The 25,462-nt window shown below is 61.5% G+C and carries 19 protein-coding genes; 5 read left to right on the top strand and 14 right to left on the bottom strand.

Going from position 1 to position 25,462, the window contains the following annotated elements:
• The first annotated feature begins 64 nt into the window (after positions 1-64).
• On the top strand, positions 65-1,585 hold the full coding sequence (locus AAFH49_RS08735) for a hypothetical protein (RefSeq protein ID WP_342297384.1): 1,521 nt from the start codon (positions 65-67) through the stop codon (positions 1,583-1,585).
• 107 nt (positions 1,586-1,692) lie between these two features.
• Here the strand turns inward: AAFH49_RS08735 and AAFH49_RS08730 are convergent, their stop codons facing one another.
• From AAFH49_RS08730 to AAFH49_RS08715, 4 genes are all read right to left on the bottom strand, one after another.
• Positions 1,693-3,132: a hypothetical protein gene (locus AAFH49_RS08730; protein ID WP_342297381.1), complete on the bottom strand. Its 1,440-nt coding sequence runs from the start codon at positions 3,130-3,132 to the stop codon at positions 1,693-1,695.
• A 48-nt stretch (positions 3,133-3,180) separates the two neighbouring features.
• Positions 3,181-4,413, bottom strand: a complete 1,233-nt coding sequence (locus AAFH49_RS08725) for an OmpP1/FadL family transporter (protein WP_342297379.1) — start codon at positions 4,411-4,413, stop codon at positions 3,181-3,183.
• Between the two features lie 414 nt (positions 4,414-4,827).
• Complete coding sequence (gene mltG / locus AAFH49_RS08720) at positions 4,828-5,862, bottom strand: endolytic transglycosylase MltG (protein WP_342297377.1); 1,035 nt, start codon at positions 5,860-5,862, stop codon at positions 4,828-4,830.
• Entirely contained in the window at positions 5,862-7,367 is a 1,506-nt protein-coding gene (locus tag AAFH49_RS08715) for a helix-turn-helix domain-containing protein (protein WP_342297375.1), read from the bottom strand. Before AAFH49_RS08715 ends, mltG begins: the two co-directional genes overlap by 1 nt.
• Positions 7,368-7,647: 280 nt before the next feature.
• Between AAFH49_RS08715 and aceB the strand changes: the two genes are divergently transcribed.
• Complete coding sequence (gene aceB / locus AAFH49_RS08710) at positions 7,648-9,273, top strand: malate synthase A (protein ID WP_342297373.1); 1,626 nt, start codon at positions 7,648-7,650, stop codon at positions 9,271-9,273.
• A 120-nt stretch (positions 9,274-9,393) separates the two neighbouring features.
• Positions 9,394-10,677 carry an isocitrate lyase gene (aceA, locus tag AAFH49_RS08705; protein WP_342297371.1) on the top strand — a complete coding sequence of 428 codons (1,284 nt, stop codon included), beginning with the start codon at positions 9,394-9,396 and terminating at the stop codon, positions 10,675-10,677.
• 148 nt (positions 10,678-10,825) lie between these two features.
• Here aceA and AAFH49_RS08700 read toward each other — a convergent pair whose 3' ends face one another.
• The 3 genes from AAFH49_RS08700 to AAFH49_RS08690 all read right to left on the bottom strand — a co-directional run bounded on the left by AAFH49_RS08700 (position 10,826) and on the right by AAFH49_RS08690 (position 13,605).
• Complete coding sequence (locus tag AAFH49_RS08700; protein ID WP_342297369.1) at positions 10,826-11,992, bottom strand: ribonuclease D; 1,167 nt, start codon at positions 11,990-11,992, stop codon at positions 10,826-10,828.
• Between the two features lie 150 nt (positions 11,993-12,142).
• Positions 12,143-13,054, bottom strand: coding sequence for a prohibitin family protein (locus tag AAFH49_RS08695; RefSeq protein ID WP_342297368.1), 912 nt, complete (start codon positions 13,052-13,054; stop codon positions 12,143-12,145).
• 86 nt (positions 13,055-13,140) lie between these two features.
• A complete protein-coding gene (locus tag AAFH49_RS08690) occupies positions 13,141-13,605 on the bottom strand; it encodes a hypothetical protein (RefSeq protein WP_342297366.1) in 465 nt (154 codons plus the stop codon).
• Positions 13,606-13,742: 137 nt separating this feature from the next.
• Here AAFH49_RS08690 and AAFH49_RS08685 point away from each other — a divergent pair, with 137 nt between their 5' ends.
• Positions 13,743-13,979, top strand: coding sequence for a hypothetical protein (locus AAFH49_RS08685; RefSeq protein ID WP_342297364.1), 237 nt, complete (start codon positions 13,743-13,745; stop codon positions 13,977-13,979).
• 94 nt (positions 13,980-14,073) lie between these two features.
• Here AAFH49_RS08685 and AAFH49_RS08680 read toward each other — a convergent pair whose 3' ends face one another.
• From AAFH49_RS08680 to AAFH49_RS08670, 3 genes are all read right to left on the bottom strand, one after another.
• Positions 14,074-14,382, bottom strand: coding sequence for a hypothetical protein (locus AAFH49_RS08680; RefSeq protein WP_342297362.1), 309 nt, complete (start codon positions 14,380-14,382; stop codon positions 14,074-14,076).
• 116 nt (positions 14,383-14,498) lie between these two features.
• Positions 14,499-15,749, bottom strand: a complete 1,251-nt coding sequence (locus tag AAFH49_RS08675; protein WP_342297360.1) for an S-adenosylmethionine:tRNA ribosyltransferase-isomerase — start codon at positions 15,747-15,749, stop codon at positions 14,499-14,501.
• A gap of 103 nt (positions 15,750-15,852) precedes the next feature.
• Positions 15,853-16,653, bottom strand: a complete 801-nt coding sequence (locus tag AAFH49_RS08670; protein WP_342297358.1) for a class I SAM-dependent methyltransferase — start codon at positions 16,651-16,653, stop codon at positions 15,853-15,855.
• A gap of 216 nt (positions 16,654-16,869) precedes the next feature.
• Between AAFH49_RS08670 and AAFH49_RS08665 the strand changes: the two genes are divergently transcribed.
• Complete coding sequence (locus tag AAFH49_RS08665) at positions 16,870-17,451, top strand: hypothetical protein (protein ID WP_342297356.1); 582 nt, start codon at positions 16,870-16,872, stop codon at positions 17,449-17,451.
• 78 nt (positions 17,452-17,529) lie between these two features.
• Here the strand turns inward: AAFH49_RS08665 and priA are convergent, their stop codons facing one another.
• From priA to AAFH49_RS08645, 4 genes are all read right to left on the bottom strand, one after another.
• Positions 17,530-20,073: a replication restart helicase PriA gene (gene priA / locus AAFH49_RS08660; protein WP_342297354.1), complete on the bottom strand. Its 2,544-nt coding sequence runs from the start codon at positions 20,071-20,073 to the stop codon at positions 17,530-17,532.
• 66 nt (positions 20,074-20,139) lie between these two features.
• A complete protein-coding gene (locus AAFH49_RS08655; RefSeq protein WP_342297352.1) occupies positions 20,140-22,236 on the bottom strand; it encodes a thioredoxin domain-containing protein in 2,097 nt (698 codons plus the stop codon).
• Between the two features lie 108 nt (positions 22,237-22,344).
• Positions 22,345-25,071: a GSCFA domain-containing protein gene (locus AAFH49_RS08650; protein WP_342297350.1), complete on the bottom strand. Its 2,727-nt coding sequence runs from the start codon at positions 25,069-25,071 to the stop codon at positions 22,345-22,347.
• Positions 25,072-25,242: 171 nt separating this feature from the next.
• On the bottom strand, positions 25,243-25,462 hold a 220-nt coding region (locus AAFH49_RS08645; RefSeq protein WP_342297349.1), incomplete at its 5' end, for a 50S ribosomal L9 C-terminal domain-containing protein.

Genomic DNA, 25,462 nt, shown 5'->3' with positions numbered 1-25,462 from the left:
CCGGAGGTTGCGCTGAATGTTGCGGCGGGCGTGCCGACCTTCGCGGCCGTCTGCGCCAATGCCCATGCTTCCATCTGACCCTGCAAATAACGCCCGCTTCTCTGCTAGCCGCCGCTGGTGGCTGCTGGGGGCGCTGCTGCTCGTGGCCATCAGCCGGCTGTGGCGGCTGGCCGAGGTCGGCGCGCCCGACTCCGACTCGGTGCACGACTGGCAGATAACCCAGGACATGGCGCACGGCGATTTCTCCCAGCTGTTTCACCACGGCAGCCCAGGGTTTAGTGTTTTCTACCTGCCGGTGGCCTTGATTGCGCACCGGTTTGTGGTGCTGCAAACCATCAATGCGTTGCTGGGCGTGGCCGGACTGGGATTTTTCGTGGCTTGGGTGGGCCGCCAAGCCCGCCTCAGCGGCCCCGAAACGGCGGGGCTGGCGCTGCTGGGCGGCACCTCACTGCTGCTCACGTTTTCGGGGCGCGATTTCACCATGAGCTCGCTCAACCTCGTGCTGTTTGCGGGGCTGCTGCGTAGCCATCTGGCGCGCTTGCAGCAGCCCGGCCCGGCCGCCTTGCCGCGCGTGGCGCTGTGGCTGGCGCTGGCCCTGAGCGTGGACTATAAGTTTCTGTTCGCCATTCCCATCCTCGTGGTGCTGGAGTGGTGGCAGGCCGATGGCCTGTGGCGGCAGCCGCGCACCTGGCGGCGGGTGCTGGGCATTCTGGCCGCGCCTTACGTGCTGTTCGGGGCGCTGGGGTGGCTGGTGGGGCTGCCGTGGTACCGCTGGCTGGCCTTCTACGTGCGCGTGGCCTTCCCCAAAACCGCCAACCTGGCGGGCCGGCAGGCCACCATGAGCCTCGATAGCACCTACTACCTGCGTTATCTGGGCAGCTTCGAGTCGCCGCTGCTGCTGCTGGGGCTGGGGCTGGCGGCGTGGCTGGTGCTGCGCCAGTGGCGGGCCGGCGGGTGGGCCGCCACCCGGCGGTGGACGGTATTGCCCTACCTGCTGGTGTGGGCCGCGCTGCTGCTGGGCGGCATGTCATTGGTGGTGAAAGCGCCCCGGGGGCTGCTGTTTGCCTACCTGCCGCTGGCGGCGCTGGCCGTGCTGAGCGGCCGGCGCGTGCTGCCCGGCTGGGCGCTGGCCGGAGTGCTACTGGCCGCAGTGGGCCAGAATTTGTTCCGCATCCAGCGGGAGCTGTATGCGCCGCTGCCCACGCACTACCCGCAGGTGGCGGCGTGGCTGCGGCAGCACGGGGCCACGCGCATCGCCAGCACCGTGAGCATTAACCTGACCCCGTATCTGGACAACCAGCAAATCCTAACCGTAATCACCGACGAGCGGCAACTGCCGGCCCTGCGCCGCCAGGGCGTACAGTACGTGCTGCTCGATGGCTACCGGCACGTGGCGGGCGTGGCCCGGTTCGATTCGCTGGCGGCGCAGCGGCCGGTGGCGGCCTGGCCCGAGCCGGCGCTGCACCGGCCGCTGCTGTTTCTGGAACATTCCGAGTACACGGGGCTGGGCTACGCCGAAACCCTGGCCGCCTGCCGGGCCGCGCAGGCCGACACACTGCCCCTGCGGCTGTACCGGCTGCAATAACCTCAACAAAAACAAAGCCGCTGGTCGCGGCCCTTCGATGGCGAACCATCGGGAGCAGCGGCCAGCGGCCTCGGGGTAATATCGGCACAAAGCCGGCTGGGCCGGAACTACTGCGCCGTAGCGGGCAGCTTGTTCACGTCGATGGCTGGGATGTTGGCGCGGTAGGCCGTGTTGATGGCCGTGATGCAGGTGTTGGCCAGCAGGGCATTGCCCCGGGGCGTGAGGGTGAAATAATCCAGGGAGAAGAAATTGCCCCGCACCGGCTCGGCCGAGTAGACCACGCCGCTGAGGGACACGGAATTGCTCACTTTGGTGAACAGTGCACCCGTATCGAGCGTGTTCAGGCCCTGGGCCGGGTCGATGATGGGCAGTTTGTAGGCCTTGGCCAGGCCTTCGAGGCCGGGCGTGATGACGGCCCCGCTGGGCGAGGTCTTGCCGCTGTTGTACTCGGTAATGAAGCCCGAAAGCGTGTTCAGCTCGGAAGCCTTGTCCAGCACATCAGCGTTGCGAATGGGGTTGCGCTCGTCGCGGCCGTAGGGCAGCATCAGCGTGTTGGCACCCACCTGCACCGGGGTGAGCTGGCCCACGCGCGGCAGGGCCGTGGCCAGAATATAGTCGCCGTCGGAGATGGGCTGCGCGTTGCCGGGCAGGAACGGGTCTTCGATATAAATCAGGGCCTTGTCGTGGTAGTAGGCTTGCAGGCGGGCTTGCACAAGATTGCCCTTGCCTTGGCGCAGCAACGGCAGGCTCGTGATGTCGGGAAGCCGGAAGATGATGCCCTTGTGCCCGTTGGCCGTCAACACGTCAAGCATTTTCTTGGCGTTGTTGGTCATCAACGTGGAGAGGTTGAAGGGGAGCGTGCCGCAGGTGCCGCCGCTGCGGATGTAGGGCATCACCTCATCCAGGCCCTGGAAAAAGGTGAAGAAGGTGGCCGAAGTGGCGGCCGTGGTCACGGCGGCCAGGTAGGTGCGGTTGTCGGACGCGGGCAGCAGGCGCTCAAAGTAGGGGTTGAACGCGCCGCCGGGGGTGGCATTGACTTCGTTGCCGAGGCCGGCCACCTCAATCTGGCTGAGCTTGAGGCCCGGCACACCCAGGTTCTGGGGCAGGGTGCCGGCCGTGGTGCTGCGCGTGTACAGGCGCACGGTATCGGGGCCGCCGCAGGCGTTGCGGTCAGCCACGAAGCGGCGCACGGCGCTGCCGGCTACCCGGCGCGCCCGGGGCACGCCGGTGTCCGTGAAATCGACCAGGTTGAGATAGCCCGTGCCGGTGCCGGCTTCGAGCAGCGGCTGCCCGAAGCTGCCCCCGCCCGAAGCCAGCGCAAACTGCTGGGCCAGCAGGTTCGGAAACGAATATTCCTGGCTGGTGCGGGTGAGGCCGCCCGCGCTCAGGCCGGCCGTGTAGGAGTCGCCCACGGCCAGGTAGTGGCTCAGGTCGATGCCGGTAGTGGGGGTGGGGATATCCTGGCCCGGGGCGCAGGCATTGAGCAGCAGGGCAGCAGCGGCGGCTAAGCCAGTGCGGCCGGCAAGCGTAACGGAAAAATGCTTCATCGCGGAAATCGGAATCGAAAATGCAGAATGAGGGGAGGCGCGGCGGCCCTAGAAGGCCACCGAAATGCCCACCGAGGCCGTGTTGACGGCCAGGCGGTAGGTGCCGGCTACGTTGGATACCTTCGCGTTGGTGGGGTTGACGCGGGCGGTGCGCAGCTGGCCGTAGTCGTAGGAATACGCGCCTTCCAGGCTCAGGCGGCTGCTGAGCTGGTAGCACAGGCCGGCCGATACGCCCACGCGGTTGGCATCGATGAACTCGGGGTTGATGTACTCGTCGCGGATGGGCGTCTCGTCGTAGTGAAAGCCGCCGAGCACGGTCAGCTTGGGGTTCACCTGATACTCGGTGCCCACGCGGAAGCTCAGGGCGTCTTCGTAGCGGCGGATGCTGCTCTGGGTGCGGGCGGGGGCGGTGGCCGTGGCGGCCACGTTCAGCTTCAGCGAGTCGACCACGCTCCAGCCGCTCAGCGAGAAATCGAAGGTGAGCAGCAGCTTTTTGGTGATGCGGTCGCTGATGCCCACGGCCAGCACGCTGGGCGTGGTAATCTGGGTGCCAAAGTCCAGGGCGGATGGCACCAGGCTGGCGTCGCGGGCGGGCACGCCGGTGGCGGTGAGGCTGCCGTTGTTCATTTTCAGCTTCACGGGGCTGCGGTAGCTGATGCCGAAGGCCAGGTTATCGCCGCTGCGGCCGTACAGGCCGGCCGTCACGCCATAGCCCGAGCCGCTGGCGCTGAGCCCGGTTTGGGCGTTCGGGTCGTCGTACTGGCCCAGGGCGCGGTGCTGGCTGTACTTGCCAAAGGCATACACGAAGCCCACGCCGGCGCTGAAGTTGTCGTTGAGCCGGAAGCCCAGCGTGGGCTGCACGAAGTAGGTATTGAGCTGGCTTTCCTGAATCACGGAGCGGCCTTCCCACGTGCTGGGCCACTTGGTGTGGTAGCCGTAGGGCGTGGTGATGGCCAGGCCCAGGGCCACGCGCTTGTTGAGGGCGTGGGTGGCATAGAGATAGCCGCCGGGCTGCACCACCAGGTCCTGGTCGGTGCGCTGGTAGGTATCCTGGCCCACAAAGGAGCCGCGCCGCACCTGGCCGATGCCGCCGATGCTGATGCGGGTGAGCGAATCGGCCCACTGGCCCAGCAGGCCGGGGTTGGTGCTCAGGCCGGCAATGCTGTTGATGTAGGCGGTGCTGGCGCCGCCCAGGCCCAGCACGCGGGCACCCTGCGGGCCGCCGTCGTAGCCGCTAGCCAGGGCCGAGGAAGCCGTTAAACCACAGAAGACAGGAATCAAGAAAAGAAGAGGTTGGCGCATACGGGCGGTTTTGCGGAAAATTGGGAAACAAATGTACACAGCCGCCGGGTAGCAGGCCAGCCCCCGGCCCGGGGCCCAGGTTAAGAAATGAATTGACACCACCGATGCTCCAGTACCCAGTGGTGGCCTTGGGAGAGCTCTCCCAAGCACCCAAGTACAAGCGGGAGGGCTTTAGAGAGCTCTCCCAAGCATTCCGGTCCCGGCCGGCCCCCTTTAGAGAGCTCTCTAAAGCCCTCCTGACTCGGCCGGACCCCTTGCGAGACCTCTCGCAAGCCCTCCCGACTCGGCCGGACCCCTTTAGAGAGCTCTCGCAAGCACTCCGGGCTCGACCAGTGTGCTTAAGAGAGAATTTTGTTCTGGTAAAGTGCAAAATTGACCCGCCAAAAACATTTTTCAGCGCTTCACCCCCAAACTATCCAGCCGGTGCTGGTAGCGGCGGGCATTCAGCTTGTGCTGGGCGTAGGTTTCGGCGAAGTCGGAGAAGCCGCTGCCATCGGGGCGGGCGCAGAAGAACAGGTTGTTGTTGTGGACCGGTTTCAGCACGGCCAGCAGCGAGCCGGGCAGGGGCGTGGTGATGGGGCCGGGCGGCAGGCCCTTGTGGCGGTAGGTGTTGTAGGGCGAATCCACTTTTTTGTCCACGTTCAGCACGCGCTTGCGGGTGCCCAGGCCGTGCAGGGGCCAGAGCAGGGTGGGGTCGGCTTGCAGGGGCTGGCCGTTGCGCAGGCGGTTGAGGTAGACGGCGGCGATGAGGGGCTTGTCCGTCGGCTGGGCCGTTTCGCGCTGCACAATGCTGGCCAATACGCTCACCTGCACGCGGGTCATTTTCAGCGAATCGGCCCGGGCTTGGCGCTCCGCTGTCCAGAACCGGCGGTAGCGTGCGGCCATGGTATCCAGGAAAACCGGGGCACTGGTGTTCCACAGCAGCCGGTACTGCCCGGGGATAAACATCGTGCGAATGGTGCAGGTATCGAGGTGGTAGCGGCGTTGCAGGCCCTCGTTATCGCCCAGCAAAAGCTCCAGCTTGAAAGAGTCGGTTTCGAGCCGGCCGCACACCTTGCGCGGCAGCTGTTCAATGTAATGAAAGGGCTTCAGCTCAAATTTAACCGTGTCCTGGTGGCCGAATAGCAGCATTTTCAGCAGGTCGATGTTGCCCATGCCGGGGTCGAGCCGGTAGCGGCCGGGCTTCACGTGGGGTGGGTAGTCGTGGTGCTCGGCCATCCAGCGGAAGGTGGCGGGTTCGATAAGCAGCTCGTGTTTTTGAAGCGAATCAAGCACCGCCGCGTAGCCCGTGCCGGTGCGGATATAGAGGTAGGCCGGGCCTTCGGGAAAGGCCGTGACGTTGGGCCGGTAGGCCACGCGCCACCCCACGTAGCCCGCCACGAGCAGCAACAACAGTAAAATCCCACCGATTAAATAGCCGCGCCGCATCAGACTTTTCCTTCGACAAGTTCCGCCACGGCCGCCTCAAACGCTGCCCGCTCGGCCAGCCGCACAATCTCCGTCGGGGCCGCTGCGCGCGACTCGCAATCCTCAATAGGACACCGCTCGCAGGTTTCGTTCACGATGCGGAAGGGCAGGGCCGGGTCGGCCAGGAAACGGACGTGTTGCTTCAAATTATCGTCGCAGCGCAGGCCGATGGTCACGCTCAGCGCCACCTGGGTAGGCGTGCCGGCGCGGGCCAGCGTGAAGCAGAGGTACTCGTCGTCGGTACCGAAGTAGCGGGATTTTTGCGCCCCGGCCACGGTCACGGGGGCGGCGGCGGTGTCGGGCACGGGCAGGGCGCGGGCCTCGTTCAGCAGGCGCAAACTCACCCAGCGGCGGCAGTAGTGCTCGTTCAGCTCGTTGCCGTGGGGGTTGTGCAGGCGGGCCAAGTGCAGTTCCTTGGTCAGCTCATAGGGCGCGAGCGAATCGGCCTGGTCGAAGCGCAGGAAGAACAGGCTTTGCAGCCCAAAATGGCGCGGCAGCAGCGTGGTAAGGCGCTGCATAAACATCTCGGGGCTCACGTCATACTGCGTCATCAGGTTCAGCAGCAGCTCCGGCTGCCACTTCTTAGCCCCGAAAAACTTCTTCACGTCGCGCAGCAGGCTTTCCTCCTCCATCAGCAGCGCCCCGGCAAAGTAGGAGGCCTTGAAGTTGTTCAGCACCTCATCAAAGGACCGCACCTGCAAGCTGCTGCTCACGTAGGGCCGCTCCGTCAGCTTCAGATAATTGAAGGCCACCTCGCGCCCCAGCACGAAGGCTTGCTGGCCCCGGCTCAGCCCCGGCCGCAGCAGCAGGCGCTTGGTTTTGGGCTGAAACACGCTCCGTAGCCGCGCCTGGGTGGCCACGGCGTGCCGGCCCAGCGTCTCACGGTCCAGCGTGTAGCCGTATTCCCCGGTCAGCACACGCTCCAGCTGGCTAAGGTCAAACGGCGCGGCGGTGCTCAGCTGGTGGCTGCCCACGAAGGCGCGCACGTCCTGCTCCAGGTCTTCGAAGTAGTTGTCGTGCATCTCCTGAAACGAGCGCAGCGCGGCCAGAAACAGGTGCTCCTGGCGCATCTCGTAGTTGCGCGCAATCTCAAAAATCGTGCTGATGAAAGCATTCATCCGGGCCGGCGCGTTGGCAATCAGCTCGATGATGCGGGCCGGCTCCAGCCCGTACATCTCCAGCGGAAATTCCTTCAGCAGCTTCGAGTTCAGCAGTTCGCCAATGGGCTCCAGCCGGCGCGGCAGCTCCAGCGAGGTGAGCTGGTCGTAGCGCACGTCCAGGGCCTTGCTCAGGCTCAGAATCTTATCGGCCTTGGGGTACTTCTTGCCCTTCTCAATCTCGTTCAAATAGCTCACCGACACGTCGCAGACCCGCGCCAGCTCGGCTGGGCTCAGGCTGCGCTCCTGCCGCAGCTCGCGCAGCTTCAGACCAAAAATGAGGCGAACGACCTGACCGTGATTGAGCATAGAGGAAATAATATTTTGGCATTGTGCCTTGGTAGTGCTATTGCAAAAACCGCCGCCATTTGCCGCAGACATCGTTTTGACGAAGCTACGGCAGCCCAGCTAAATGCGTGGGTAAAGCGAATTTTATTTTATTAGCGAATATTCGCTAATAAAATAAAATTCGCAATGTATGTTTGTGTCAAGCCCGGCCCAAAGTCTTACCCCGAACCACCGGCAACCGGCGCAACTCAACTGAAAACCAGCCCCTGCTACTCATTGCCCACCATTAACTGACCAAGCCATGACTTTCACCAACGTTGCCCCCGCCCCGCCGCCCACCTACCTCACCCCCGAGCGGGTGAAGGTTCTTGGTACCTATTCGCCGGCCTTCGCCGAAATCCTCACGCCCTCGGCTCTGGCCTTCGTGGCCGAGCTGCATCGCCGTTTCGACCATACCCGCCAGGCCCTACTGGCCCGCCGCGCCGAGCGCCAGGCCGATTTCGCCGCCGGCATCCTGCCCGATTTCCTGCCCGAAACCCAACGCCTGCGCGAGCAGGAGTGGACCGTAGCCCCGCTGCCGCAGGACCTGCTCGACCGCCGCGTGGAAATCACCGGCCCGGTGGAGCGGAAGATGATTATCAACGCGCTGAACTCCGGGGCTAGCGTGTTCATGGCCGATTTAGAGGACTCCAACTCGCCGACCTGGGACAACGTCATTCAGGGCCAGATTAACCTGCGCGATGCCGTGCGCCGCACCATCTCGCTCAGCACGCCCACCAAAGAGTATAAGCTGAACGAGAAAACTGCCGTGCTGATGGTGCGCCCGCGGGGCTGGCATCTGGTTGAGAAGCATATTCTGGTCGATGGTGAGCCCATCAGCGCCGCGCTGCTCGATTTCGGCCTCTACTATTTCCACAATGCGCATGAGCTGTGCGCCCGGGGCACCGCGCCCTACTTCTACCTGCCCAAGCTCGAAAGCCACCTCGAAGCCCGGCTGTGGAACGACGTTTTCGGCTTCGCTCAATGGTCGTTGAAACAGCCCAAGTGTGTTATTAAAGCCACGGTTTTGATTGAAACGCTGCCGGCTGCTTTCGAGCTGAATGAAATCCTGTACGAGTTGCGCGAGCACAGCGCGGGCCTGAACTGCGGGCGCTGGGACTACATTTTCAGCTACATCAAGCGGCTGGGCCTGAATCCCGAATTCCGCCTGCCCAACCGCGCCGAGGTGACGATGACCGTGCCCTTCATGGCCGCCTACTCGGCGCTGGTGGTGCAAACCTGCCACCGCCGGGGCGTGCACGCCATTGGCGGCATGGCCGCCCAGATTCCCATCAAAAATGACCCCGCCGCCAACGACGCGGCCCTGGAAAAGGTGCGCCAGGATAAAATCCGAGAAGCCACCAACGGCCACGACGGTACCTGGGTAGCCCACCCTGGCCTGGTGCCGGTGGCGCTCGAAGTCTTCAACCGCCTCATGCCCGGCCCCAACCAAATCGAAAACAAGCGCCCGGACGTGCACGTGACCGCCGCCGATTTGGTGAAAGCGCCGCACGGTAATATCACTGAAGATGGTCTGAAGCTGAACATCGACGTGGCCATTCAGTACCTGGCCTCCTGGCTGGGCGGCAACGGTTGCGTGCCGATTTACAACCTGATGGAGGATGCCGCCACGGCCGAAATCAGCCGGGCGCAGGTATGGCAATGGCTGCACACGCCGGGCACCGTTTTGGCCGATGGCCGCCCTGTGACCACCGAACTGTACCGCTCACTGGTGCCCGGCCAGCTGGAAAAAATCAAAGCGCTGGTAGGGGAAGAGGCTTATGAGAAAGGCCATTTCCTGGCCGCGGCCCGGCTTTTTGATAAGCTGGTGATGAGCGAGCAGTTCATCGAATTCCTGACCGTGCCGGCCTACGAGCAGCTGGCGTAAGCTCCCAATACCCCATTTCCTGAGTTCCAAAAAAGCCGCTTACCGGGCAGCCGGGCCACGCCTTGCCCATTTCCATCCTGCAAATCAGTACCCCAACCTAAAACCCCAACCCCAACTCCCATGAAAACGCAACCCCAACGCGCCGCCGAAATTGCCCTCGACTGGGCCCACAATCCCCGCTGGATTGGTATTCAGCGCCCGTACTCGCCCGAGGACGTGGTGAAGCTCCAAGGCTCCGTGCACATCGAATACTCGCTGGCCCGTCAGGGCGCCGAGCGGCTCTGGGAGTTGCTGCAAACCCGCGAGTACGTGGCCGGGCTGGGCGCGCTCACCGGCAACCAGGCCGTGCAGGAGGTGCAGGCCGGGCTGCTGGCCATCTACCTCAGCGGCTGGCAGGTGGCGGCCGATGCCAACGGCGCTGGCCACATGTACCCCGACCAAAGCCTGTACCCCGTGGACAGCGTGCCGGCCGTGGTGCGGCGCATCAACAATGCCTTGCTGCGGGCCGACCAGATTCAGCACCTCGACGGGCGGAATGATGTGCACTACCTCGCGCCCATCGTGGCCGATGCGGAGGCCGGTTTTGGTGGCAACCTGAATGCGTTTGAGTTGATGAAGATGATGATTGAGGCCGGGGCCGCCGGCGTACATTTTGAAGACCAGCTGTCATCGGCCAAAAAGTGCGGTCACTTGGGCGGCAAGGTGCTGGTGCCCACGCAGGAGGCCGTCAATAAGCTGGTGGCCGCCCGCCTGGCCGCCGATGTGCTGGGCGTACCCACCCTGATTGTGGCCCGCACCGATGCCGACGCGGCCGACCTGCTCACGGCCGACGTGGACCCGCGCGACCAGCCGTTCATCCTCCAGGAAGCCGAGCGCACCAACGAAGGCTTCTACCGCATCCGCTGCGGCGTGGAGGCCGGCATTGCCCGCGGCCTGGCCTACGCGCCTTATGCCGACTTGATTTGGATGGAAACCTCGCAACCCGACTTGGGCGATGCCCGCAAATTTGCCGAAGCCATTCATGCCAAATACCCCGGCAAGCTGCTGGCCTACAACTGCTCGCCGTCCTTCAACTGGGCCTCAAAGCTGAGCGTGGAGCAGATGGAAACCTTCCGCGAAGAGCTGGCCGCGCTGGGCTACAAATTCCAGTTTATCACGCTGGCTGGCTTCCATGCCCTCAATACCAGCATGTTCGAGCTGGCTCAGGCCTACCGCCAGCGCGGCATGGCCGGCTATTCGGAGTTGCAGGAGCGGGAATTTGCCCTGGCAAAGGACGGCTATCAGGCCGTGAAGCACCAGTCCTTCGTGGGCACCGGCTATTTTGATGCCGTGCAGAATGTGGTGACCAGCAACCAGACCAGCACCGCCGCTCTGGTGGGCAGCACCGAGGAGGCGCAGTTTTAGCGAATTAGCGGAGGCTGGCGAAAAAGCCAGAACGTCATGCTGAGCGAAGTCGAAGCATCTCTACCGTGAGAGTAAATTAATTACTTCTGCGGCAGAGATGCTTCGACTTCGCTCAGCATGACGTTCTTTTTTATCTCATCAAAAAAAGCTAAAAAGGCTGCTCAATCGAGGCGTAATCCTCGCCGTGCTTCTCGGCCGAATCTTTCAGCAACTGCTGCTGCCAGGGGCGCAGGGCGGCTTCGGTACCCAGCTCGATGATGTCGGCGATGAGGCGGTTGCTGAGTACCATGTTGGCCATGGTGCTGCCGTGGTCGGTGGCGAGGTGGCCTTTGAGGGCCATGAGCAAGGCTTCGCGGGCATCGGCGCGGGCGGCGGCGGGGCCACTCAGGCGACGGCGGAACGGAAACTTGCGCTGCTCGGCCGGAATGGGGGCGTCCGGCTCCAAATCGGTGGTGCCGATGGCGAGGAGCTGCTCGGCATAGGGCGAGCGTTTCAGCTCGGGGTGTAGGCCGTTGGCCCCGCGCAGCTGCAGGGCAGTTTCGAGCGGGTTGCGGGCCAGCTCGGCCAGCCGGTCGTTGCTGAGGACGTGGTAGGGCGGGCGGTCGAGCTGCCGGGCCACGGCATCGCGCAACATGTACAGCTCCCGGAAAATGGGCATTTCCTGCGCGGTAATCTTGTATTTGGCGGCGTTGCGCGACCACGGGCGCGGGTCGTCGCGGCCGTAGCGCACGGCTTCGAGGGCTAGGTTTTCCTGGGTGGCCCAGTCGGCGCGGCCCAGCTCCAGGAGGCGGGCACTGAGGCGGTCAGTCAGCTCAAAGAGGTAGAGCACGTCGTTGGCGGCGTATTCCTTTTGGGCTTCGGTGAGGGGGCGCTTCAGCCAGTTGGATTTCTGCTCGCCTTTGTCGACTTCAAAGCCCAACTCGGCCTGAATGAGGCGGCCCAGCGAAATATTATTGTCCTCGGCGGCCAATAAAGTAAACTGGACACTGGTGTCCACGATGTTGCGGCAATTGACGCTGAACACCTCGTCGAGCAGCAGGATATCCGACTTGCAGGAGTGGAACACCTTGGCCACGGCCGGGTCGCGGAGCACCGCGAACAGCGGTTCCAGGTCGGCAGCCATGTCGGGCAGGGGCAGGGGGTCAATCAGGTATACTTCAACGCCGTCAAATACCTGAATAAGTGCCAGGTGGCGGCCGTAACGGTGACGCATGTCATCAAACTCCAGGTCGATGCCGATGCGCGGCAAGGTGGCAAAGTGCGCGGCGGCAGCGGCAATGGGTTCGGCCGTGGTGAGGTAATGAATGGTGGGCATTGAGAAGCGAAGAAAGAGTCAGCGGCGCTGGCGATATGCAAAGCTGCCGATAGCGCGGTAAAGGTAGGTACGCATGGCACGCCAAGCAGGATTATGCCCCAATTGTGGCAAAATCATCGTTCAAAATGCACTCCTCGCCACTCCTGTCAACTATTTATCGCCAATCAGCAATTGCGGCACCGCGCCGCGCCCGCCACCCATGATGATGACCTTGGCATTAGGTGAAGTGGCAATGGCCTGGTTGGCCTTGATGGTTTCGTACTGCAATAGCTTGTCACTCAGTTCGGTGTTCACGATGCGCTGGTAGTCGGCAATGCCCTGGGCCTCTACGCGCTTGCGCTCGGCTTCCTGCTTTTCCTTTTGCAGCACAAACTGCATTTTCTGCGCGTCCTGCTCGGCCGAAATCTTGCTCTCGATGCTGCGCTTCACCGACTCGGGCAGCTGGATGTTGCGGATGAGGAGCTGGTCGAGCTGCAGGCCATTGGTCCGAAAATCCTTCTCGATGGCGGCCAGAATGCGGGCCTGAAATTCCTCGCGGCGCGTGGAATAAAGCGCTACGGCATCGTAATAAACGGCATTATCCCGAATTCGGGTGCGCGAAATGGAGCGCACGATTTTATCCTGATAATCCTCGCCGATGGTGGCCAGAATATGCGGGGCCTGCGCCGGCACCACGTGGTAAAGCACGGTGAGGTCAATCACGACCTCCAGCCCATCGGCCGAGAGCACCCGGATGGCGTCGTCGCCCGACTGCGCGCCCTCGCCGTGCTGCGCCGACATGGTGTAGTTCTGCGTGCGGGTGTCGAAGCGAGTCACGTCCACCAGCGGGTTCACCACGCTCAGGCCGGGTTGCAGCACGCGCGGTTGCACCTGCCCAAACAGCGTTTGCACGCCCACCTGCCCCACGCCCACCTGCACGATGGTGCTCAGGGCCAGCCCCAGAATCAGAAACGCGCCGCCGAGGAAAACGAGGCCGCCGCGCAGGCGCTCCAGTCGCTCCGAGAAGCGGGAGGCATTCAGCCCCAGCACCAGAATGATAAAACCGAGAATGCTGAGAAACATGGGGAGGGGATTTTATGGTAATTGAATCACATTAGCGCGTCATGCTTCGACGGCGCTCAGCATGACAGACGACATGGCATGACGTTCTACTCGTCCTCGTCAGCGCTGAAATCCAAGGTGCGGGCCAGGTCCGCGCCTTCCTGCGCCACTTCTTCCAGCAACTCGGGCGCATCAGCATCCAGTGTGCGGCCGAAGAGGTTGAGCAGTTCTTCGCCTTCTTCATTCACGTACAGGTTTTCGTAGAGGCGGTCGAACAGGCGCGCCTCGCGGCCGATGATGCGGTCGATGTCCTCCGGCGAGCGGGCCTCGTTCAGGGCGCGGTGCAGCACATCGAGCACCTGCCGGCTTTCGTCGTGGTCGCCCAGTTCCGAAACCAGCTTGAGCAGTCCCATGGCCAGGCCCAGGCGCACCTGCTCGAAGCGGAAGGGCAATTGCGCGGGCGGAGCCTTGCGCAGCAGGTCGTAGGCCTGCAAGGCATTGGGGGTGAGGTAATACTTCACGTCGTTGGGCGCGGTGAAGGCGAGGTGCAGCAGTTGTTCGTAAGGTGTCATAAAGCGAAGGCGGAATCCGTAGCCGAAACACGGCCCGGCACGGTGCGTAAGCAGAAAGCCGAAAGGTACGTGCGGATGGAAGCCCAGAAGCTGAATCGACGCGCGTGGCCCAGCATTACACTCCATCCTTTTTTTCGATGACGCATAAATCCAAATGGCTGATTTTTGCCCCGCTGGGGTTGGCTACCATCGGCGCGGGCGCTAGTATGGTGCATTGGGCCGGCAGCCTGAAAGACCAGCGCCAGCCTGCTTCCAAGTGGCTGTTGGCCGGCACGGCGGCCCTGGTCGTGCTCAATTCGGGCCTCAGCCTGTTTGGGCGCGGCGTGGTAGAAAAAGTGCTCCATGAAGTGCGGGAAAAACCCAGCGCGGAGTAGAAGCTTTCCTTCGCAATCAGGCAAGAAAAAAACCCCGGCCTGGGCCGGGGTTTCTTCTTGCTGGAAAGCGGAAAGGAACAGCTCTTGGAAAGGACTATTCGGTTTTGGCCTCCATTTTCTCAGCGCCTTCTTTGGTTTTGGCGCTCACTTTGTTGGCACCATGCTTCACGGCATGGCCGGTTTTCTTAGCGCCACGCTTCACAGCGCTGCCCGTTTTATGGGCCACGTTGCCGGCGGCATCTTTCGTGTTTTCGAGGGCTTGGCCAACGTTGGTCTTGCCGGTTTTGGTTACCACTTTGGTGGTGCCATTGTCGCGCACTTTAACTTCCGTGGTAGGAGTGGTTTGCGCAAAAGCAGCAGTAGCAAAAGCGGAAAATGCGAGCAACAGGGTTACTTTTTTCATGGGGTCAGGAGAAAGAAAAAGGGTTATGAGAGCTTTGTACGCTCCCTACGGGCAAAGGTTGGTGCAAGGAGTGTGCCGCAGTTGGGCCGCGGCTGAAAATAGGGATTCCAACCGCTTTACGGTAGCAGCAGGGAGCTGTCGCCGTAGCTCAGGAAGCGGTAATCATGGCTTAGCGCGTGCTCATATACTGCGCGCCAGTCCGGCCCCAGCAGGGCCGCTACCAGTAGGAGCAAGGTGCTTTCGGGCTGATGAAAATTGGTGATAAGGCCACCAACCAACCGAAACTGGTAACCCGGCGCAATTAGCAGGCGCGTACTGGCTTGCAGGGTATCGGTGCCTGTGGCTTCGAGGTACTGGAGCAGGGCCGTCAGGGCCATTTCGGGGCTGATGCGGGCGGCCATCTCGGCCATTTCGTAGGGCTGCCATTGCGATACCAGCAATTTGGGGGCGATGGGCTCAGATGCTGCTTCTGCGGAGTGCAGCAGGCCCACGCCCAGCCAATACAGCGTTTCTAGGGTGCGCAGGCTGGTGGTGCCCACTGCTATCACCGGCTGGGGGCGGTGGGCCAGCAATTGGCGCAGCAGTCCGGCCGTGACCAGAATGGGCTCGGTGTGCATGGGGTGGTCGGCCATGCGGTCGGCCTTCACGGGCTGGAAGGTGCCCGCGCCCACGTGCAGCGTAACGTGGCCCGTCGAAAAGCCCTTTTCCTGTAATTCAGTCAGGATTTCGGGGGTGAAATGCAGGCCGGCGGTGGGGGCGGCCACGGCACCTTCAGCCGCGGCGTATACCGTCTGGTAGCGCACGGCGTCGGTGGCCGTATCGGGGCGGTCGATGTAAGGCGGCAGGGGCAGGTGGCCGGCGGCCCGCAGCACCTCGGCAAACGGCAACTCGGCCGGCTCCCAGCGGAAATCGATGAGGGCAGTGCCGGCTTCCTGCAACTGGCGCTCGGCGTATAGTGTGGCGGGCCGGCCATCAGTGGACGTGAAATCCAGCATCACCGGGCCTTCTTTCCAGCGGCGGCCGTTGCCCACCAGGCAGCGCCAGGTACAGTGGCCGGTTTGCTGCAGGGCCAGCTCCAGGCTGCGGTGCGGGGCCACGGGCTCCAGGCAAAACAGCTCGACCTGGCCCCCGGTGGGGCGGCGGGCCAGCAGCCGGGCCCGCACCACGCGGGTGTCGTTGAAAACGAGCAGTGCGCCGGCCGGCAACTCGCCGGGCAGGTCGCGGAAGTTTTTATCGGTGAGCTGGCCGTGGCGGCTCACCAAGAGCTTGCTGGCGGCGCGGTCGGGGAGAGGCTCCGGCGCAATGCGCTCGGCGGGCAGTGGGTAGGTGAAATCGTGGATGGAGAGCTGGCGCGGGTCGGGATTCATCCCGCAAAGGTCGGACAGAACGGGTATCCTGAGATTTCATTTCGGGCCGTTGAACGATTGATGTTCTGGCGGCCCGAAATAACATTTCGGGGTACTGGTGCCATTATGGCTTCTTAAAGAGCAGCAGGTGCTGCTGCGGCAGCGTCTCGATGGAATCGGCCAGGACCATGCCTACGGCCGCCATTTCCTTGCGAGCCTGGCTGATGCTCATCTTGTGAATACGCTTGATGGGCACGCTGGGGTCTTCGGCGCGGTACTCGACCAGCGCCAGCCGGCCGGTGCCGGGGCGCAAGGCCCGCCGGATGGCGCGGCCCATCTCGCGCGGGTGGTCGAACTCGTGGTAAGCATCCACGATGAGCACCAGGTCCACGCTGTCGGCGGGCAGGCTGGGGTTGGTGGTGGTGCCCAGCACCGGGCGCACGTTGGTCACCTTCTGCCGGCGCTTGTTTTCCTGGAGCGCTGCAATCATTTCGGGCTGAATATCAACGGCCAGCACCTGTCCTTTGGGTACTTTCTTGGCGAGCTGAAACGAGAAAAAGCCCGTGCCGGCACCGATGTCGGCCACCACGTCGGTGGGTTTCAGCTTCAGCTCCTTCAGCAAAAGGTCGGTGCCTTCTTCCTGGCGGCGGCCTTTGCGCTCCAGCCAGCTCGCGCCTTCGTGGCCCATTACGTGGGCAATCTGGCGGCCCAGGTAGTATGTGCCAATGCCGTTGGGGTCGCGGGGCGAGGCGGTTTCGTAGCCGCTGGTATCGGCCACCATCATGGCCTGCATGCGCCGCTCGTTACTCATCGAGGGGCGGGTTTCGGCGGGTAGCTGCGTGCAGCTCATCACCAGAACTCCGGCTCCCGTCCCTATTCCCACTACGCCCAAAGCCCGTTGCCAGGTCGAAAAACAGTATTTCATACGGTTTGCAAGTAAGCACATACGGGCTGTTCAACAGCAATTTGTTGCGCTGCGTTCAGCCGGTGCCTGGCTTGAAACGAGCTGAACCGTAGCAGGAACCGCGCTAAAAACCATTCTTAAAAATCGGTGGAACAAATAAAGTGATTCCAAAGAATCGCCTATTTGCAATTTTCGCCGTAGAATGGGCATTCAAGTTTTCTCTTACCCCGCACCCTTATGAAGAATTTTTTTCCTCCCTTCGCCAAACTCATTGCGCTCGCCGCCTGTGCCCTGTCGCTGGGCAGCTGCAGCCGCTCCGAGTATGCCATGTTGCCCAAGGGTAGCTCCTACGGCGTTACCCGCGTAGCCACGCCCGTGCCCGCTGCCACGCCCGCAACGGCCGTTGCGCCCGCCGCCGAGCCTGTTGTAGCTACTGCCCCTGTAGTGGTGGAAGCTCCAGCAGTTGCCGCTACTCCAGCCGCCAAAACCACTGCCCGCGTAGCAACGTCCGCCGTAGCTATTGAGGCTCCGACTGCGATTGCCACCGCTCCCGCGCCCAAGCTGAACTTGGTGCAGCGCATGGCCCTGAGCAAAGTGACCCGCAAAATGGATAAGCTGATGCAGAAATCGGGTTCGGTTCGCCAGCACGATAACACGGCCTCGACCTCCAACACAGCTGCCATCAGCGGCAACCTGCGCATCGGTATTATCCTGCTGCTCGTGGGCTTGCTCGTGGGTCTGCTGAATGGTCTGATTGGTACCATCATCGCCATCATCGGCTTGATTTTCATTATCCTCTGGTTGCTCGACCAGATGTAATTTCGGCCCGATTTCTGGCCATAAAAAAGGCCCGCTCAATATTGAGCGGGCCTTTTTTGTTGTTACCTGGTCTGGCTGTTACATCGGGTCGACATCGGCCACGAGGCGAACCTGCTTGAATTCCTTCTGGTCCTTCACAATGTCCATGGCTTCGCAAATCATCTGCTTGGCCTGCTTGAGTACGGTGTGGGCACGGTCGAGCTTGATGGTGATTTCCTGCAAATAGAAATTGCGAATGCGGAAGATGTAGGGCGCTTCCGGCCCCAGCACGGCGGCGCGGCCTAGGCGGTCCACCAGCTCCTGCGTCAGCAGGATGGCGGCGGCTTCGCCCACGTTCTGGTCGATGTGCTTCACTGTCATTTTGATGACGCGCATGAAGGGCGGGTAGCCGTGCTCGTGCCGCTGCACGATTTCGTAGTTGTAAAACTCGATGTAATCATTGCGAATGACCTTGTCGAAAATCACCTGCGTAGGGTCCGAGGTCTGGATGATGACCTTGCCCTTTTTGCCCTTGCGCCCGGCCCGGCCGCTCACCTGCACAAACATCTGGTAGGCCCGCTCGTGCGCTCGAAAATCGGGATAGTGAATAATGCTGTCGGCGTTGATGATGCCCACGAGGCTCACATTGGCAAAGTCCAGGCCTTTGGTCACCATCTGGGTGCCTACCAGCACGTTGGTGGTCTGCTTTTCAAAGTCGCCGATGATTTGCTGGTAGCTGTTTTTGGCGCGGGTAGTGTCCAAATCCATCCGCTGGATGTTGGCCTGCGGGAGCATGATTTTCAGGTCGTCCTCAATCTTCTCGGTGCCGAAACCTTGGGTTTTCACGGCGCGGGAGCCGCAGGCGGGGCACTTGGTCACCATGCTGTCGTGGTAGCCGCAGTAGTGGCAGCGCAGCTCGTGGCTGTGCTTGTGGTAGCTTAGGCTCACGGCGCAGTTGGTGCATTTCGGTATCCAGCCGCAGTCCTGGCAGGCCACCACGGGCGCGTAGCCGCGCCGGTTCTGGAACAGAATCACCTGCTCTTGGCGGCCCAGGGTGCGCTCCACTTCACCCAGTAAATCGGCGGTGAAGTGGTTATGCATGGTTTTCTGCTCACGAGCTTTGCGGGTGTCTACCAACACAATATCCGGCATCCCGGCTTCGCCAAAGCGTTTGGTGAGGCTCACCAGCCCGTAGCGCCCCTGTTTGGCTTGGTAGTAGGTTTCCACGGCCGGCGTGGCCGAACCCAGCAGGGTTTTGGCCCCCTGGAAATTGGCCATCATTAAAGCCACTTCGCGGGCGTTGTAGCGTGGGGCGGGGTCGTACTGCTTGTAGCTCGATTCGTGCTCCTCGTCGACAATTATCAGCGACAAATTATCAAACGGCAAAAACACCGCCGAGCGCACGCCCACCACCACCTGGAAACGGCCCGAGAGCACGCCATTCCACACTTCCACCCGCTCGTTGTCGGAGAATTTAGAATGATAAACCCCCAGTCGCGAGCCAAACACACGCATGAGGCGCGTCACAATCTGGGCGGTGAGGGCAATTTCGGGCAGCAGGTACAGCACCTGCCCGCCGCCCTCCATGGCCTTGCGGATGAGGTCGATGTAAATCTCGGTTTTGCCCGCGCCCGTCACGCCGTGTAGCAACACAATTTCCTTCTCGCCGAAGTGCGCCATGATTTCATCCCGCGCTGCCGTCTGGGCCTCGGTGAGGGCAAAATTCAGGTGAATGGCCCCTTCGTTTTCGAGCGGGAAGCGGCTCACAATTACATCGAACTGCTCAAGTACGCCGTTCTTAATGAGCGTATTCACCGCCGAGGCCGAGAGATGCGGGCTGCTGGTGAGGTAAGGTTTCTCGATGCCGTTTTGGTTGGCGTGCTCGTTCTGGTGCACGGGTACGCGCTGGAGGTACTTCAGCAGCACATCGAGCTGCTTGGGCTTGGTGGCGAGGGTTTCGAACAGCTGCTCCAGCGAGGCTTCAGCCACGAAATGATGTGCCAGCCGCACCTTCTTCACCACCTTGGGCGCGTACTTGTCGGCCGTGTGCTCGAAAAGGAAGATGACGTCCTTGTGCATCAATGACTTGATGACTTTGTGGAAGGACGTGATGCCGAGCAGGTCGCCGACTTCGGTAAAGGTCAGAGCTTTGCCATCTTCCACCACGCCCAGCGCGTCCACAATCAGTTCTTCCTGAGTGGAAAGCGGGTACTCGTTTTCCTCCCGCGAAAAGCCCGGGTGCAGCTGAATGCGTGACTCCGAGCTGAGCTTCAGCGCCGAGGGCAGCGCGGCGTTTATCACCTCGCCGATGGTGCACATGTAGTAGTCGGCCATCCAGCGAAACAGCTTGAGCTGTGCCTGCGTGACTACCGGCGCGTCGTCAATAAATTCGAGAATGTACTTGGCCTGATAATCCTTGGGCGCAGTCTCGTGCACGGCCGCCACAATGCAGCTGAGCGTCTTTTTGGCCCCAAACTGCACGATGACGCGCCCGCCAACTACCACGTTGTCGTTCAGCTCATACGGCACCCGGTAGGTGTAGAGCCGGGGCAGCGGCAGCGGCAGAATAACGTCAGCAAACAGCGTCACCCGGTCGGCTGCGGGCGCTGCCACGGGAGCAATAAAATCAAGCGTGAGACTCAAAACAGGTATAGCGTAGGGGCGGATAGTAAAGATAGCAGGGCAGTGACGCGAACCATCGCGCCGCCGTTACAGCGCTGCCAGCGCGTCCGTCACGTTATACACCGGGGCCTGGCAGGCGTAATCGCGGCATACATGCAGCGCGGTGCGGCCGTCCGTTGGCGTGGGCAGCAGCTTCAGTAGCGGCAGTTCTGAAGTGGCATCGGTGCCGGTCAGCACGGTATCAAACAAAAAATGTCGGCTAAGTTCTTCGCGGAATTCCTCCGTCGCCGGGCCTTGAATGGCAATTTCGGCCCCCGGCCGGAGCAGCGCGGCGTAGAGCGAGGCCCAGTTAGTGAGGTGCTGGGGCTCCTTCACCACGAGGTGGCGTATCTGGGCCAGCATATCAGCCGCAAGATTGGAGTATTGGGCCTTTTCGAGGTGGCGGCCCAGGCGGCGCAGGTTATGCGCCATGATGGAGTTTGAGGCCGGAATGACGTTATCAAACAGCTCTTTTTTACGGGCGATTAGTGGCTCAGCGCGGCTATCGGTGTAGAAAAACAGCGTTTCGGTCGGGTCGAAGAAATTGGCCAGCACGTACTCTGTCAGCACTTCGGCCTCGCGTAACCACTTCTCGGCAAAGGTCACTTCGTAGAGACTGATATAAGCCTGAATAACCAGCGCATAGTCTTCCAAGAAGCCGCTGATGCTGGCGCGGCCGTTTTTGCAAGTCCGAAATAGGCCCATGCCGTCGCGCAGGTTGGCTTCAATGAAGCGGGCGTTGTGCTCGGCCATCACTAGGAACTCGGGCTCGCCGAAGGCCCGGTAGGCATCCGTGAGGCCTTGCAGCATGAGTGCATTCCAGCCGGTGAGGACTTTGTCGTCGAGGCCGGGGCGCACGCGGGTGGCGCGTACGGCCATGATTTTCTGCTTCCAGCCCGTCACAATTTCCGGCAGCACACCGGGGGCCAGCTGGTGGGCGGCGGCAAAGGCTTCATCGGTTTCGCGGCGGTGCAGGATGTTGCGGCCGTGCTCCCAGTTGCCCACGGCCGTGCAGTTGTAGTAGTCGGAAAACAGCGGCTCCTCGTCGCCCAGAATTGTGCGCAATTCCTCTTTGGTGAAGACGTAAAATTTGCCTTCCTCGCCCTCGCTGTCCGCATCGAGCGAAGAGTAAAACCCGCCCTCATCATTCGTCAGTTCCAGCCGGATAAACTCGATGGTATCATACACCGTTTCTCGGAAAAGCTCGTCCTGAGTCAGCTGAAAGGCCTCACTGTAAAGGCTCACCAGCTGCCCATTATCATAAAGCATTTTCTCGAAGTGCGGAGCCAGCCACTCGCCATCCACCGAGTAGCGGGCGAAACCACCGTGCACCTGGTCATAGATGCCGCCCCAGGCCATTTCGCGCAAGGTCAGCACGGCTTGGTCCAGGACTGCCCGGCTGCCACTGATAGCGTGTGCCCGCAGCAAAAACCGCCAGATGCTAGGCATCGGGAACTTCGGGGCGCGGTTCATGCCACCGCGCTCGCGGTCGAAATTCGTGCTCAGATTGTACACCAGTAGCTTGAATTCATCATCGGAAACGCCGGCCGGGCCGGTTTCCGGCGCAACACCAATGGCTTCCAGCGCCGCGTAATCGGCTTCCTGGGCCGCATTGCGGTTGTGCCTACCGTACTTGGCCAGCTCGCTCTTGCCAATCACCTCCATAAAGCGCTCAGCCGACTGCTCCAACTCGGCGCGGTGCTCACCAGCATAGGCCTGGCCTATATTGGTCAGCAACTTGGTCCAGTTGCCCTGCGGGAAATAAGTGCCACCGTAAAAAGGCTTGGCGTCAGCCGTCAGAAACACGTTCAGCGGCCAGCCACCCTGCAAGCCCATGGCGTGCAGCGCATCCATGTAAATCTGGTCCACATCGGGCCGCTCCTCGCGGTCAACTTTGATGCACACAAAGTGCGCGTTCATTACCGCCGCCACCGCCTCGTTCTCAAACGATTCCCGCTCCATCACGTGGCACCAGTGGCAGGCCGCATATCCAATGCTCACCAGAATAGGCTTTTGCTCAGCCTTAGCGCGGTTCAGCGCCTCCGGTCCCCACGGGTACCAGTCCACGGGGTTTTGGGCGTGCTGTTGTAGGTAAGGGCTAGTTTCTTGAGCGAGGCGGTTGGTGTGCGAAGCAGCGTGGGCCATGGGGAAGCAGAGTAGGGGAGGTGCTGAAACACCAAACCCGGCGAAAAAGGCCGGGCTTGGGAAATAAATAACGCAACTCGCCGAATTTCAGCAGGCTTTAGCTAAAAGCTAAGCTGACTTTTTCGGCGTTTTAGGTTTGGCCGCTGGCTTAGTGGCCGCTTTCGCTGGTTTATCAGATTTAGCTACCGGTTTTTTCGGGACTGCTGGCTTCGGGGCTGCCGCTTTCGGAGCAGCTTTCTTGGGAGCCGCCTTAGCTGTTGCCGTTACTTGCGTCTCTGCAACCGGGGCCGCAGGCTTTTGAACAGCTTTAGCGGCCTTTTTAGTCGGTGCCGGCTTCATCACAGCTGCCGGGGTTGTTTCCGTAGTAGCAACCGGAACCTGAGCTTCAGGCAGGGCCGGAGCAGCTACGGCCTTCCTTTTCGCTGCTACCTTGCGCTTCGGCGTTGGGGGCGTGTCAGCAGGCGAGGTTTCCGTCACCACTGGTGCGCTTGGTGATGGAACTGCCGGTATTACAGGCGCTTTAGCCGTTTTAGCTTTCGGAGCGGCTTTATTAACAACGGCAATCTTCGCCGTCACTGCTTTGGTAACGGCCGCTTTCGGCTCGGAAGTAGGAGCCACCAGCGTGGCCGATGTGCCCATCATGCGCCCGGCAGCCACTTGCGTACGAACAACCGAAGTGTCAACCACTGGAATTACCGGCGTATCGATGTCCGGCTTCACCGCCCGGCCACCAACTGCGGCCCGTCGCTTACGTCCACCTTGTTTGACTGGAACTGGATTTGCTACGGCGGCATCCACCGCATTAGCTACTACTGTCGTCGAAACGACAGCTGTAGCTTGCCCGCCTACCGGAAGCGCCGCCACCGGTTCCTGTGGCCGGCGTGTATTTCCGCGTCGGTTCTCATCAACTGGTTCTGATGGCCCAGAAAGCTGCTCTGCGCTGGCTATCGGCAGGGTTTGATGCGCATCAGTTACTGGATTTTCTGGGATTGCAGTACCGGCTTCATCAATATTAGCAGCTAGTTTCTTGGCCTTTTTCTTTTTCCGATTGCGGCTACTGCGGGAAGGGGTGGCCGCAATGTTGGAATCAAATTCGGCACTGATTGTCCCCGAATCCGACAATGCGACTACTGCTTCAAAATCACCGGGGGCAAATGCTTCCGCATCAACCATTGATACTTCTGGAGCAGAGCCTTCGGTAGCTGCCGGAGCTGCAAACAGCTCCACGCGCGGCACCCGGCCCGGCTCGTTGCGCCGCCCAACCCGCTTCACCGGCTGCGATTTGGTGATAACGCTGGATTTCTGCGTTTCCGGACGGCCACCCTGTTCAGCAGGCAATGCGCTAGCCGCTACTTCCAAAGCTGCTTCCGATGCCGGCAACTGGCTTTCATCCATGCCCAATTCGGCGGCGAGGCGCAACGCGTGCTTGCGCGCTGTACGCTTGGCTCCGCCCCGTGAACGGCGCTTTTTCTTACGACCTTGCTCTTGTTCCGCAGCCTCTGCGTCCTGCGCCGAAACTGGTGCGCCAATAGTTGCTTCGGGAGCAGCGGCAACAGGAATTAGCTCAGTTTGTGAAGCATCATCATCTATAAATGGTTGCTGCGCAAATTCATCTGCTTCTCCAAAACTTGCAGCCTGAAATGCCTCCGTTTCGGTAGGAGCAGCCACCTGACCTTTGCCCCGGCCATCGCGCCGCCCGCGCTCAGGCCGTCCCGAACGGCCTGAGCGCTGCGCCCGGAACTCTTCGGGCGACAAGCGTGGCTGCCGGCTGGTATCAGCGCTGCTGCTTGGTTGCTCAACTGATACCGCCGCATTAACCTGTGCAACACGCATCACTGCCGAAACTTCAGCGCCTTCGCCAATGTCAATCCGTTCTTCATCGTCCTCCAATTCTTCGGCCACTAGCGGAAGTTGAATTGGCTCCGGCAGCGCCGCAATACGCGCCCGCACCGTGCGCAATTCATCAGCCACATCCACCTTACGCAAACTCAGCTGCTCAAGCTTTTCGCGGGTGCTTTCCAGGAATTGTCGATGCTCAGGCGCACCCTCGTGCAGAGGCCGGTGGCCCAGCGACTGCCGCACTGCCGCCCATTCCTTGCGGAAACGCCCAAAATCAGCATCGAAATACGCCCGGGCAAATTTCTCCCAGATATAATCCTCCGCCACTTCCGACGGATGCAGCATATCCGACGCATAAAAGCGGTAGTCACGCAAATCATCCACCAGCAGCTCGTAAGCCGGAAAATACGCCACGCCCGGTAGCAAGTCGCTCACAATGTGCGTAGCCAGCCGCAGCACCGACTTGCTCACCGCATTCAGCTGCAAGGTATCCTTCAAATGCCGCACCGGGCTCACCGTCAGCACAAAGCGCAAATCAGGGTTGATGCGACGCAGGTAAGCATGCGTTTCCGCCAGCGCATTAATGATTTCATCCGGCGTCAGCAATTCGCGCACGAACAAGTCGCTCGGTTGCTTGTGGCAATTGTTCACCAGCTCACCGGTTTCGCGCAGGCGGTAGGCCCAGGCCGTGCCCAGCGTTAGCATCACCACGTCCGTATTGCGCAGAAACTCGCCCGTTTGCCGCACCACTTCCTGGATGTACTGGAGCAGTTCCACCGGCGAATCGGCCCCGACGCTGCCGTGCAGGTCGTAGCTCTGCCAGCGCCCGCGGGCCTGCACAAGGTGCCGCTGCCAGTCCATGTCTTCGCCAGCGGCAGCACGCAGCAGCCGAACCAGCGCCAACGGCTGAAACACCGTGCCAAACGGGTTCACCCGCGCCTCTACCTTGTTGGCCACCAGCCGCGAGCCAATGCTGTCGGCGAAGCACGAGCCCATGGTGAGCACCCGCGCCGTGCGCGCCAGCTGGCCAGTGGCCGGGGCAATTGTCAATTCAGTTCTAAACATTAAAGCAAAAATAGCCCGTAACCGGGCTATGGCCCGAGAACCGGAATAAAAAAAGCCCCGCCAGCAGGCAGGGCTTTTTCAAACTAGCAATAGAAACCGAGACTACTCGGCTACTACGCGGAAGTTAATCGTGTGCTTCACTTCCTTGTGCAGGTTAGCCGTAGCGGTGTAGTCGCCAGCCGAAGCAGGCTCCTGGTCGAACGACAAACGCTTGCGGTCGATGTCCACACCCTTGGCTTTCAGCGCGTCGGCCAATTGCAGGGTGGTTACGCGACCGAAGATTTTGCCGCTCTCACCCACCTTAGCGGGGATGTCCAGCACC

The organism is Hymenobacter segetis (genome assembly GCF_038448715.1).
GTDB lineage: Bacteria > Bacteroidota > Bacteroidia > Cytophagales > Hymenobacteraceae > Hymenobacter > Hymenobacter segetis.
This window is presented reverse-complemented; position numbering and strand designations above follow the sequence as displayed.

What these genes read in the sequence shown, in the direction of transcription:
- AAFH49_RS08715 (WP_342297375.1), bottom strand. Translation starts at nt 7,367, where the DNA reads ATGCTCAATCACGGTCAGGTCGTTCGCCTCATTTTTGGTCTGAAGCTG.
- AAFH49_RS08670 (WP_342297358.1), bottom strand. Translation starts at nt 16,653, where the DNA reads ATGAAATACTGTTTTTCGACCTGGCAACGGGCTTTGGGCGTAGTGGGA.
- AAFH49_RS08650 (WP_342297350.1), bottom strand. Translation starts at nt 25,071, where the DNA reads ATGGGCTCGTGCTTCGCCGACAGCATTGGCTCGCGGCTGGTGGCCAAC.
- AAFH49_RS08685 (WP_342297364.1), top strand. Translation starts at nt 13,743, where the DNA reads ATGACGCATAAATCCAAATGGCTGATTTTTGCCCCGCTGGGGTTGGCT.
- AAFH49_RS08680 (WP_342297362.1), bottom strand. Translation starts at nt 14,382, where the DNA reads ATGAAAAAAGTAACCCTGTTGCTCGCATTTTCCGCTTTTGCTACTGCT.
- AAFH49_RS08735 (WP_342297384.1), top strand. Translation starts at nt 65, where the DNA reads ATGCTTCCATCTGACCCTGCAAATAACGCCCGCTTCTCTGCTAGCCGC.
- AAFH49_RS08665 (WP_342297356.1), top strand. Translation starts at nt 16,870, where the DNA reads ATGAAGAATTTTTTTCCTCCCTTCGCCAAACTCATTGCGCTCGCCGCC.
- AAFH49_RS08655 (WP_342297352.1), bottom strand. Translation starts at nt 22,236, where the DNA reads ATGGCCCACGCTGCTTCGCACACCAACCGCCTCGCTCAAGAAACTAGC.
- AAFH49_RS08700 (WP_342297369.1), bottom strand. Translation starts at nt 11,992, where the DNA reads ATGCCCACCATTCATTACCTCACCACGGCCGAACCCATTGCCGCTGCC.
- AAFH49_RS08675 (WP_342297360.1), bottom strand. Translation starts at nt 15,749, where the DNA reads ATGAATCCCGACCCGCGCCAGCTCTCCATCCACGATTTCACCTACCCA.
- aceA (WP_342297371.1), top strand. Translation starts at nt 9,394, where the DNA reads ATGAAAACGCAACCCCAACGCGCCGCCGAAATTGCCCTCGACTGGGCC.
- aceB (WP_342297373.1), top strand. Translation starts at nt 7,648, where the DNA reads ATGACTTTCACCAACGTTGCCCCCGCCCCGCCGCCCACCTACCTCACC.
- AAFH49_RS08690 (WP_342297366.1), bottom strand. Translation starts at nt 13,605, where the DNA reads ATGACACCTTACGAACAACTGCTGCACCTCGCCTTCACCGCGCCCAAC.
- mltG (WP_342297377.1), bottom strand. Translation starts at nt 5,862, where the DNA reads ATGCGGCGCGGCTATTTAATCGGTGGGATTTTACTGTTGTTGCTGCTC.
- AAFH49_RS08695 (WP_342297368.1), bottom strand. Translation starts at nt 13,054, where the DNA reads ATGTTTCTCAGCATTCTCGGTTTTATCATTCTGGTGCTGGGGCTGAAT.
- AAFH49_RS08730 (WP_342297381.1), bottom strand. Translation starts at nt 3,132, where the DNA reads ATGAAGCATTTTTCCGTTACGCTTGCCGGCCGCACTGGCTTAGCCGCC.